This is a genomic window from Sphingobacterium corticibacterium (assembly GCF_004208525.1).
Taxonomy (GTDB): Bacteria; Bacteroidota; Bacteroidia; order Sphingobacteriales; family Sphingobacteriaceae; genus Sphingobacterium; species Sphingobacterium corticibacterium.
In genome coordinates, this window is record NZ_SGIT01000002.1 from 1,027,105 (window position 1) to 1,038,829 (window position 11,725).

General features: G+C 42.0%; 9 protein-coding genes. 6 read left to right on the plus strand and 3 right to left on the minus strand.

Translation table 11 applies throughout. From position 1 onward, the window contains the following. The first annotated feature begins 45 nt into the window (after positions 1-45). A complete protein-coding gene (locus EWE74_RS12595) occupies positions 46-465 on the plus strand; it encodes an OsmC family protein (RefSeq protein WP_130141879.1) in 420 nt (139 codons plus the stop codon). Between the two features lie 58 nt (positions 466-523). Here the strand turns inward: EWE74_RS12595 and EWE74_RS12600 are convergent, their stop codons facing one another. Both EWE74_RS12600 and EWE74_RS12605 read right to left on the minus strand, forming a co-directional pair. Beyond that, entirely contained in the window at positions 524-1,354 is an 831-nt protein-coding gene (locus EWE74_RS12600; RefSeq protein ID WP_130141880.1) for a hypothetical protein, read from the minus strand. Between the two features lie 206 nt (positions 1,355-1,560). Further along, the gene (locus EWE74_RS12605) at positions 1,561-2,601 is read right to left on the minus strand and encodes a DUF2157 domain-containing protein (RefSeq protein WP_130141881.1); all 1,041 of its coding nucleotides are present in this window, start codon (positions 2,599-2,601) and stop codon (positions 1,561-1,563) included. Between the two features lie 361 nt (positions 2,602-2,962). Between EWE74_RS12605 and uvrA the strand changes: the two genes are divergently transcribed. After that, positions 2,963-5,815, plus strand: coding sequence for an excinuclease ABC subunit UvrA (gene uvrA, locus EWE74_RS12610; RefSeq protein ID WP_130141882.1), 2,853 nt, complete (start codon positions 2,963-2,965; stop codon positions 5,813-5,815). Between the two features lie 179 nt (positions 5,816-5,994). Here the strand turns inward: uvrA and EWE74_RS21230 are convergent, their stop codons facing one another. Further along, positions 5,995-7,545, minus strand: a complete 1,551-nt coding sequence (locus tag EWE74_RS21230) for a TPM domain-containing protein (RefSeq protein ID WP_206365221.1) — start codon at positions 7,543-7,545, stop codon at positions 5,995-5,997. 136 nt (positions 7,546-7,681) lie between these two features. Between EWE74_RS21230 and EWE74_RS12620 the strand changes: the two genes are divergently transcribed. The 4 genes from EWE74_RS12620 to EWE74_RS12635 are packed head-to-tail and all read left to right on the plus strand — an operon-like array spanning position 7,682 to position 11,725. Continuing rightward, entirely contained in the window at positions 7,682-8,131 is a 450-nt protein-coding gene (locus EWE74_RS12620; protein WP_130141883.1) for a DKNYY domain-containing protein, read from the plus strand. 53 nt (positions 8,132-8,184) lie between these two features. Then, on the plus strand, positions 8,185-10,077 hold the full coding sequence (gene mutL / locus EWE74_RS12625; RefSeq protein WP_130141884.1) for a DNA mismatch repair endonuclease MutL: 1,893 nt from the start codon (positions 8,185-8,187) through the stop codon (positions 10,075-10,077). 25 nt (positions 10,078-10,102) lie between these two features. Continuing rightward, the gene (locus tag EWE74_RS12630; RefSeq protein ID WP_206365222.1) at positions 10,103-10,825 is read left to right on the plus strand and encodes a rhomboid family intramembrane serine protease; all 723 of its coding nucleotides are present in this window, start codon (positions 10,103-10,105) and stop codon (positions 10,823-10,825) included. Positions 10,826-10,840: 15 nt separating this feature from the next. Beyond that, positions 10,841-11,725, plus strand: a complete 885-nt coding sequence (locus tag EWE74_RS12635) for a rhomboid family intramembrane serine protease (RefSeq protein WP_130141885.1) — start codon at positions 10,841-10,843, stop codon at positions 11,723-11,725.

The following is an 11,725-nucleotide window of genomic DNA, read 5'->3' on the forward strand; positions in this document are numbered from 1 at the left end:
TGGAAAGCTTATTTTTGAAGAATTTGGTAGAAACAATTTATTTCCATGAAAGTCCAATTACAACGAAAAAACGAAGCAGTTCATTTTGAAGGTTCTAGCGAGCTTTCTGACATAAAAATTCACATCGACGGTGCTGAAAGTATCGGGGGTGAAGGAAAAGGCGTACGACCAATGGAGTTGGTATTGATGGCCTTAGGATCTTGTAGTGTGTTTGATTTATCCAACATCCTGAATAAGCAACGTCAGGTTATAGAAGATATCCGAGTCGAAGTGGAAGGAAAACGTCGGGAAGAAGTTCCGAATATTTTCACCCACATTCACATTACTTTTCTATTAAAGGGACAGCTTGACGAAGCGAAAGTACATAAAGCAGCAGAATTGGCTGTAAAGAAATATTGCTCCGTCCATGATATGCTTTCTGCTGGAGGAGTGGAGATTACGTACAGTTTGAAATTTTTTAAATAAAAAATGAGGAGGGAATAATCGGTTTTTCCTCCTCATTTTTATCTTACGTTACAAACGACTAGTTCCAGAACCAATTCCATGCTTTTTCGAGTAGGACAGCTCCACTAGCGATACCAGCTCCTGGACCTGCGCCAACACCACCAACCAATGCTCCAACAGCTGCACCGGCTGCATCAGCACCTACGACGTCACAGGTATGACAAATTTTTGCAGCATCTGCTTCTTGAAAAGCTTCATAGTAGCCACTTTTACCCTGTTGAATAGCAGAAACATTGTGCCAGTAGCCGGAAGAATAGCGGGCAATGGCATGTTGGTTTAACAAGGCTTTTCGCTGTTCTTCGCTCAGCTCTTTATCAGCTAATATATTCGCTTCATTTTCTTTGACCGCGTCAATAAATTTTAACGTACGCTCGGTAGAGGTGGCGCCATTGCCTTCTTCCAACAAGCCCACCGGAAGGAGATGCGGAAAAGTAGGCGACGGTGTCAAAACAAAACATAGTGCAGGAAACCAACGGCATAACTGGGGAGGGAATGACCAGTGGCGCTCACCCTCATTCATCTCAGCGTATATGTCGAACAATTGCTGATAGCCGGCAATTTGTTCCTCCCCAAACTCCATTTTCTGAGCGGCATAGAAGTCGGTGTAAATCACTAACATCTTCTCCCGGTTCATTTCCTTTCTGCCGTCTGCCTTGGCAATAAAATAGTCAAGGAAAGCATTGTGCAATTCCCCTTCTTTGTCGTACGGATTTTTGGAATTTTGCATTTGTGCGTTTGAGATTTCTCTTTCTTGTTGTTCAACAGGCATTTCGTCTGTTTTATCACATGAGGTGAACATGAAGAGCGCGATTAAGGCGATTGCGATTGTGTTAAGTAAATTTTTCATCATTTTTATTTCTAAAGTTCTCCTACTCGTTTTAGGCTTTTCGGAATCCGCCTTTTTTGTGCTTTGTAGATAAATCACGGGCTTTTCCGAAATGTTACCCCTCCTTCAGAAAAAAAATGAATATTTTTCTGGAGTTAAGCAAAAAATGCGTTTTGGCTACCCTTTGGAGCCCAAGAAACAATAAGAAATAATATTTTTTAATGATTAGGTCACTTCTCTTTACGCCATATCCGTTCTGCCCATCGGCCTACAAACCAAAATGATCCCGCTAATAGGAGAAAGAAAATCGTACGATTGATGTTATCCCATAAATATTCAACAAAGCGGGTATAGAGGTTAAGGATGAAAAATACGAAACCTATGTCTCGCGAAGCGTGATCTTTTGTTTTCATCCCGTATAACGCCAATCCCAACGAAAGCGCGATAGCCAGAATTCCCCAATAAAGGATATGGTATTGACGAACCTGCGTCCATGCATCCAAATCACTGTAATTCCCAAAGATAGAAAGACACCACAAAGCGATCATCGTATACAATAATCCAACGATGTAGCTTGTTGATTGAAAAGGTTTCAGTGGCTTTATTTTTTCCTGTCCCCAGACTGCAAAAGTGGTTAAAAGCAATCCAAACAGCGTAAAACGCAGCGGATAGTTCATCCCCCAAAACTTGAATCCCCAGTTGCTGTGATACGCTGTTTCTGTAGCAAACCAGATACCAAGTGCTACCAACGTAAATACCCATATCAACTTTGAATGAAGTTTGACCGATAGCGTACCATATATAACAATCGACAACAGGAAGAGAAGCGTATAATGGCTTGTCGTTCGATCTAGTACCTGACCGAGGAAACCTATACAAGCAGCTGTTGCAAAAGAACCTGCGAGCATCAGGGTTTCATTGGAAAACGTTTTCTCCGGATAACGCTTTTTATTTCGGAAACCCAAAAAATAAAAAAGCACCGCGAGCCCAGCAAAAAACAGGCAGAAAACAATATTTGGTGTTTCATAAAAGCGCTCCACAAACCGGATCAACGCATCGTCCGCAAAAAGTGAAAATACCGCAAAAATGAGGGATACTAAGGCTATCCAGAACGCGTATCGCGCTAAATGCTTCCATTCGAATCCTCGTTCGTCGATGGTTTGCTTTAACTCTTCTACTTTGTCAACTTCGAGTAAATTTGACTCCCGCCAGTGGTCAAGTGCATTTTCAACGACTTCTCGTTCCTGTTTTGTCAAATCCAATTTTTTCACGAGCTACTTTGTTTTTATACAACCAAAGTACAAATTATCAGCCAATTTTTTTGATTTGTAATTTATCTAAAGATGAGCCCTTTCGGGTTTGTACGAACTAGCACCAGCGTGGATAATCGGCTCGACAGGCTGCATTGTCTCTTCCTTAACCCCCATTGTCGCATCCAGATTTTTGACAACTGTAGAAATCCATCCTTAATACTATCCCATATGTCAAAAATCCGAAACGACGATTTTTATGGACAAGTATTTGTTTTGGTGTCCATGAACTCACTTCGTTCGGTTTTGGTTCTTTTTTGAGAGAAAAAAGAACACAAATAAACCGTACCTTTGTATTTTGCAAAATTCAGGACAATACAAGATGAGCTCCACCAAGCAGCACAATCATATAGATTTAGGTGAACAACGTGAAATTGAGGTATTTGGCGCACGCGTACACAATCTCCGAAATATCGACGTTAGTTTTCCTCGCAATGAATTAGTCGTGATTACCGGGCTAAGCGGTAGCGGTAAATCTTCTTTGGCATTCGATACGATTTACGCAGAAGGACAGCGTCGTTATATGGAAACTTTCTCGGCTTATAGCCGACAGTTTTTAGGAGGGATGGAACGCCCCGACGTCGACAAAATATCAGGGCTAAGCCCTGTGATATCCATCGAACAGAAAACGACAAACAAGAATCCACGCTCAACCGTTGGAACGATCACGGAGATATACGATTTCCTTCGATTGCTGTATGCAAGGGCAAGCGAGGCTTATTCTTACGTGACAGGCAAACTCATGCAGCGCATGTCCGAAGAGCAGATTGTAGACAGGATATTAGTTGAATTCCGTGATGAACCGATCTATATTCTAGCACCTGTTGTAAAGGGCCGTAAAGGACACTATCGCGAACTTTTTGAACAGATTCGCAAACAAGGCTACACGAAAGTTCGCGTAGATGGGGAAATCCTGGATCTTATTCCCAAAATGCAGGTAGATCGTTACAAGATCCACGATATTGAAACGGTTGTAGACCGGCTATACGCAAGCGAAGGAGATAAAAAGCGACTGTATACATCCGTTATGCAGGCTATGAAAGTAGCGAAAGGCATTATTAAGATTGCGAACAAGGACGGACGGGAACATTTTTTCAGCCGCTATCTTATGGATGCAGCGTCCGGCATCTCTTACGACGAACCGCAACCGAATATTTTTTCATTCAACTCGCCCTATGGCGCGTGTCCAAAATGTGATGGACTCGGTTATATATTCGAAATAGACAAAGACATTGTTATCCCCGATAAAAAAGGGAGTATACAAAAGGGTGCTATTCTGCCTTTAGGTGCATCGCGTGACTCTTGGACATTCCAAGTTGTAAAAGCAGTGGCCAAGAAACTGGACTTTTCGTTGACCAGCCCTATCGAAAAGCTAAGTGAGGAACAACTGGATACCCTTCTTTTTGGAGGTGAAGAGCCGCTGAGTCTCACCGTTTCTTACGGAAGTTATGGTGCGCGCGAATACAAGATACAGTTTACAGGTATCTTCGATATGTTGGAAGAAATAAACGGCAGAGGTTCAGACGATGCGCCTATCTTAGAAGATTTCCGTACGAAAGTTGTGTGCCCCACCTGCGAAGGCGCTCGTCTGAAAAAAGAGTCTTTACATTTCAAAATAGACCAAAAGAATATTCACGAGCTGGCCAGCATGGATATCACTGCACTACATGATTGGTTTGATGGTATAGAAAGCCGACTCAACGAACGCCAAAACACTATTGCTGCCGAAATTCTAAAAGAAATTCGTGCGAGGATAGGTTTCCTCTTGGATGTCGGACTAAGCTACCTTACTTTAGATCGCTCCTCCAAAACACTTTCTGGTGGTGAAGCGCAGCGTATAAGACTGGCGACACAAATAGGTTCTCAACTCGTGAATGTTTTGTATATTCTGGACGAACCGAGCATCGGCTTACATCAACGGGATAACGAACGACTGATTAATTCGCTGAAAAACTTACGTGATATTGGGAATTCGGTATTGGTGGTGGAGCATGACAAAGACATGATCCTGCAGGCTGATTACGTAATCGATATGGGACCAGAAGCAGGTATACACGGAGGAAGCGTGGTAGCTCAAGGAACACCGAAAGAGATCATGAAAGCTGATACGTTGACCGCTAGTTATCTCAACGGGCAGAAAGAAGTCGCTATCCCGACCAAACGACGTCAAGGCAATGGCAAAACATTAACGCTAAAAGGTGCGTCTGGAAACAATCTGAGGAATGTCCAAGTCGACTTTCCTTTGGGTAAATTAATTTTGGTCACAGGTGTGTCCGGCTCCGGAAAATCCAGTCTTATCACCGGTACGCTCTATCCTATTTTAAACAAACATTTTTTCCGTGCGAAAAGCATACCGCTACTCTATAAAAAGATAGAAGGACTAGAACATATAGACAAGGTTATCGAAATCAACCAAAGTCCGATAGGACGTACACCACGCTCCAACCCATCGACTTATACCGGTGTGTTCTCGGATATCCGCACCTTGTTCGTACAATTGCCGGAAGCAAAAATACGAGGCTACAAGCCTGGTCGTTTTTCTTTTAACGTTAAAGGCGGACGCTGCGAAACTTGTCAGGGGGCGGGCATGAAGATCATCGAAATGAATTTCTTACCCGATGTACAAGTTCCATGCGAAACTTGTCACGGAAAGCGTTATAATCGCGAAACACTAGAAGTTCGTTACCGCGGAAAATCTATTTCAGACGTACTGGATATGAGTATTGACGAAGCAGTGGATTTCTTTGAAAATATCCCTTCCATTTATAGAAAGATCAAAACGCTACAAGATGTAGGGTTAGGTTATATCACGTTAGGGCAATCGTCTACCACCCTTTCGGGAGGAGAAGCACAACGGGTGAAGCTGGCTACCGAATTGTCGAAAAAAGATACGGGTAATACGTTCTACATCTTAGATGAACCGACTACCGGACTACACTTTGAAGATGTCAATGTTTTATTAGGTGTCATTAACCGATTAGTAGATCGTGGAAACACCGTATTGATTATAGAGCACAATCTGGATGTCGTGAAAACTGCCGATTGGGTCATTGATATGGGGCCAGAGGGTGGAAAAGGCGGCGGGCAATTGATGTTTGCCGGATTACCGGAAGATCTCATCAAACAGAAAGGGAATGAAACAGCCAGGTTTTTGAAAACAGAAATGAAAGGATGACTTTTCTTTAAATGGTCTTTAGTATCCTAATTGCTAATGAAGCCAAATCTGATAACAAGCATGGCGGACTGGCAAAGGACGATAAGGTTTTTCGCACAGCTTTTGGAGTTTAATGAGAACTTAGAAGGGATCATCAAGGCTATTCAGAACGGCAGGGGTTAACCTCTGCCATTCTATCGCTACCACCTACCTCCTGCGCCACCGCCTCCCGATGAACCACCTCCAAAGCTACCACCTCCACCACCGGAGGAGCCGCCACTAAAACTTCCACCACCAGAACTACCACTACCGCCGGAACTTCGTACTAATTTCGGAATGACCCGCGTCCCCTTATCCTCTTTATGTTTACAATGTAGACAGTGATCATAGACTTGTTGCAATCCACTCTCTTTGTAGGTCGCAACTTTCAATATTTTACCTCTTTTTCCCTTTTCATACGTCCTAAATCCACATGATGGACAGACGGCTAACTTTGTCTTCCCCGTCCATCCCAACACTTTTCGCTCTCCTGTCTTTTTGTTGATCCATACCTCATAAAACTTAGCATGTAAGTTTTCTTCCTTCAACTGTCCTTGGCTCAGATATCTTTTCATATCACCTAACTTCACCATATCCCGATTAATCCGCTCCCAATTGCCGGAATCATCTGGCGGTACAAAGCGAATCTTACTATCTTTCCATTTTTGTCGGAAGAGGAAAAAACTAAATAGCATTAAGGGACTCAACAAATAGGGAATAAACGTTTTTAGCTGAAAACGTTGCAAAGCTTTTAGTTTATTCTCTTCGTCTTTATAGCTTTTTTTTATCGCATCCCGCGTTTCCCAAATCCGACCAGCGACCGTGTAACTTCCCCACACAGCAAAAAGCCAAGGCAACGTTGAAAGTTGGAACATACGCTCCATATCATTTAGCACAAACGCAAAAATCATCATGACAAACAGCATCGTAAATATTGTCGCGAAGCCCCCAAATACCATATAGACGAACCAACCGCCACAACCTTTTTTTTGTCGCTTTTTTCCTGACTGTGCCGACAAAGGAGTCCACACTGCACTAGTCCATGCACGCCCCACGCGATACACCCAATAATACAGTGCTACATACAGTAGTATAACCACCATGGAATTGACAAAATAGGGATTTCGTTTGCTGAAAAAAGGCGTTGCTTCCGGCATCATGCGGTGTAGCTCCGCCTGTACATCGGGAGCCGTCAAAGCTTGTTGAATCGCTTGTGACGCTTCCAATACACCCCGGTTATAATCCCCTTCCCGGAAATGAGGCACCAAGAATTTCTCACCAATACGATGCAGGTATACATCCGGAAAGATGGCTTCCATTCCGTAACCTGAGATAAACCGATACTCCCGTTTATCTTTAGCAATAAATAATAGCAGACCATTGTTTTGTTCTTGCTTGCCTATTCCCCATGTATTGAACAGTTTCAGCGCAAATTCAAATACATCGTACCCTTCAAAATCGTTTACAACCACGATGGCATATTCTGCTCCTGAGGTTTCTTCTATTTCGGTAGAAAGCCGATTTAGCTGGTCTACCGTTTCAGAAGACAACACGCCGTCTGGATTGCTGACATAAAAATCTTGTCCAGCTTCCTTCGGGCTAGGCAATGTCTCGACCGTATACAAACGCTGGGCAAAACCACTAGAAACAAAAAGTACGGCTAAAAATAAAAGAGAAATATGCCGCTGACACAACGAGGTATAACGTTTCATAGACCTGTATATTTATTTCGAATATGTTAAAAATTTTCACAGAAACCAAGGGTTATATTTTATAGCAGAAATATATTAAACCCTTATCCTATCCTTTCGTCTATTACGGTAACAACTCATTTAACTTTGACTTATCATGAAACGACTGCTCATTCTTTTGCCATTATATTTTTTTTTAAATAACGCTGTAGCCGTAGAGCGGGAGGTCTCGACTAATTCCATTCGTACCGTTTCCTATGTTCAGAAAAATGACGTGCTAGGGGGAGGGTATGCCAAAGACAATTGGCAGGTATATTATCGAGGGAAAATTGTCAAAGACGCTTCCGCTTCTTCCTTCAAATATCTCGGAGGAGGTTATGCCAAGGATGCGTGGTCCGCTTTTTACAATGGTAAAAAAATCAGAGATGCTTCCCCTTCTTCATTCAAAAGTCTTGGTGGAGGATATGCAAAAGACAGCTGGACTGTATTTTACAGAGGTGTTCCCGTGAAAGACGCAGCGGCGTCTTCGTTCACCGTTATGAAAGATGGTTACGCAAAAGATAGCTGGAATACATATTATCGAGGCAGAATAATAAAAGACGAATAGCATGGTATGTTGTCGATTCATGACACACAAAATTTTTGTAACTTTGCTCTTGTATGTCAGATATTATACAGTTACTGCCGGATTCGGTTGCCAATCAGATTGCTGCAGGAGAAGTGGTGCAACGCCCGGCTTCTGCAGTAAAAGAACTTATCGAAAATGCGATCGATGCCGGAGCTGATAAAATTAAACTTATCGTTAAAGATGCTGGAAAATCCCTCATACAAGTAATCGACAACGGGTGTGGCATGAGCATCACCGATGCTCGCCTTTGTTTTGAAAGGCATGCGACTTCTAAAATACGCCAGGCAGAAGATTTATTTGCTATCCGAACAATGGGATTTCGAGGAGAAGCTCTAGCGTCGATTGCCGCCATTGCACAGGTAGAACTTAAAAGTAAACGCGTGGAAGATGAATTGGGTACGATTATACAAATAGAAGGCTCAAAGGTTATCAGTCAGCAACCTGAGGCACTCCCTTCAGGCACGAGTATCTTGGTAAAAAATCTTTTTTACAACATCCCTGCCCGCCGTAATTTCCTGAAAAGCAATTCCGTTGAAATGCGGCATATCATTGATGAATTTCAACGCATTGCATTAGCCCATCCGAAAATCTTTTTCAGTCTACATAGTGATGGCAATGAACTCTTTCATTTGCCATCGGAGACCTTGAAACAGCGCATAGTACATCTCTTCGGAAACAATTATAATCAACGTCTTGTGCCAGTAGAGGAAGACACTACCATCATTACGGTTAACGGATTTATTGGCAAACCGGAATTTGCTAAGAAAACCCGCGGTGAACAATTCTTCTTTGTCAACAAACGCTTTGTCAAGGATCCCTATCTCCATCACGCGGTCATGAATGCCTACGAGGATATTCTTCCGGCAGATACCTATCCGCTGTATGTTTTGTTTATCGAGATAGATCCTTCCAAAATCGATATTAATGTTCACCCTACGAAAACAGAAATTAAATATGAGGATGACAAAGCGATGTACGCTATTTTACGGTCCACCGTTAAGCGCTCGTTAGGTCGTTATAATATTGCACCAACCTTAGACTTCAACCAAGAAACGAGCTTTAGCAACTTCATTACGAACAAACCGTTAGAAGAAATTCAGGTACCGACAGTCTCTTTTAACCCTGACTTCAATCCTTTCGAAGACACAAAAACCTCTTCTTCAGGCAGTTCCCGTGCATCCAGTTATGCAGCCGGTTTTGAGAAAAAAGCAGGGATTCCGCAGAATTGGGATTCCTTATATCAAATCACGCAGCGAGACACGGCAGAACAATTATCCTTGCATCAAGATGAAAAAATACATTCGCACATTTCGACCACGGAACGCACTCCATCATCTACAACATTCCAAGAAACTGCCAAGCAATTTTTTCAATTACACAACCGTTTTATCGTATCACAGATTCATTCGGGTTTCATGCTGATAGATCAGCAGGCAGCACATGAACGCATCTTATTTGAGCACTACATGGAGCAGTTGGAAAATAACCAAGGTAGTAGTCAACAGAGTTTGTTTCCACAAACAGTCGAGCTAAGCCCGGCAGATTTTGCACTGATGGAAGATATTTTGCCAGAAATCCAAACCCTGGGTTTTCAGGTCCGGCCTTTTGGGAAGACAACCTTTATTGTCGATGGTATTCCTGCCGATTTAGGACAGGGCATCAATGAAACAAAAATTTTAGAACAGCTTTTGGAAGATTTCAAAAACAATAAGGACGAATTACAACTTAATAAAAGAGAAAACTTAGCACGTAGCCTTGCAAAAAATGCGGCTATCAAACCCGGAACAGGATTGAACAACCAAGAGATGTCTGAGTTGATAGATAAGCTCTTCGCAACCCAATCACCGAGTATATCGATACACGGCAAGCCGATTGTCGTGACGATTACATTACAGGAACTCCTGGAACGATTTAATAAAAACTAAACATTTACGACCTATAGTATAGAATATGAATAACATTTTATCAAATTTAACACCCGTCGTCAAAAACTTGCTCATCATCAACGTGGTGTGTTTTATTGGCTCCCTCATTTTCGCGCAGGCACCTCTCTTGTTTGGCGTATATTATCCTGATTCTCCGTTCTTTGAGGTTTGGCAAGTTGTCACGTATATGTTTATGCACGACAACCAAGGGTTTGCGCATATTTTTTTTAACATGTTTTCCCTGGTCATGTTCGGACCTATTATCGAACAGGTATTGGGATCTAAACGCTTTCTAAATTTTTATTTGATTTGTGGCTTCGGAGCCCTCATACTCCAATATGGTGTACAAGCAGCGGAGGTATATAATATAGCCGGAACGATACGCGTGGCTGACCATCTGCGATTTGATATGGTAAGTGGATATGTGAGTACAAATCTCGACATCACCCAGAGTGAACTCCAGACACTGGCTTCTATTTATAGAACACCATTAGTTGGTGCATCCGGTGCCATATACGGATTGCTCCTCGCGTTTGCCTACCTGTTTCCAAACATGTCGTTATACCTGTTTTTTATTCCTGTTCCCATCAAAGCGAAATATTTTATTCCCGTTTTAATTTTAATTGAGATATATTTAGGTTTTTCAAAATTCGGCGGATCTATCGCCCATTTAGCCCATGTTGGGGGAGCGTTATTTGCGTATCTCCTACTCAAAATATGGCGTATTAGAAGAGGAAGTATGTATTAAAGAATAGTATGACTGATGAAAGAGAGTGTGTTAAAAACTTTTTGGCGTGATACTTACCAAAGTAAGTCTCCTATCCCTTTTATCATATCGGTACAAGTTATCATCTTCGTACTTATCCATCTTTTTGATCTATTAAAAGAGGTTAACGTTCTTGAAGTATCCTTATATGACTATGCCGCTGATTATTTAAGCTTACCCTTATCGTTTAGTCAGTTTTTGACACAACCGTGGTCTATCATAACCTATCCTTTCTTATATACGGGATTATTTCAGCTGCTGTTCGATTGTTTGTGGTTGTATTGGATGGGTAATATTTTCTTAAATTTTCTAAATAGAAGGCAGTTCTTATTTCTCTATTTCAGTGCAATTTTTTTGGGAGCATGCCTATATCTGAGTCTTGGGTTTATACCGATATTGCAAAACAGCGTACAGCTATCATTCCACACCTCCACATTTGCTTTAGGAGCTGTAGTAGCCTCCGTAGCAACGTTAGCACCACGGTACGAAGTACGCTTGCTTCTCTTAGGAACAGTTTCCTTAAAAACCATCGCACTTATTTATATCTGTATAGAGTTGATTTTTACAGGTCTTATGAATAAAGCAGGAGGGATCAGCTTTCTAGCGACCGCATGCTGGGGTATCCTATTTATCCGGTCACTGCATCGAGGAAAAGACCTTAGCTTGTTAAAATGGAAAAAAACCATAAAAAAGTCGAAGATGAAAGTTGTGCACCAAAGCAAAACAGCTTCAACCAATTATAGCAGTTACCGGCACGCATCTGATCTTCCCAATCAGGCAGAAATTGATGAAATTTTGGATAAAATTTCCGTAGGCGGTTATGAAAGCTTAACTTCACGGGAGAAAGAAGTGCTATTCAAAGCAAGTAAGGATGATAAGTAG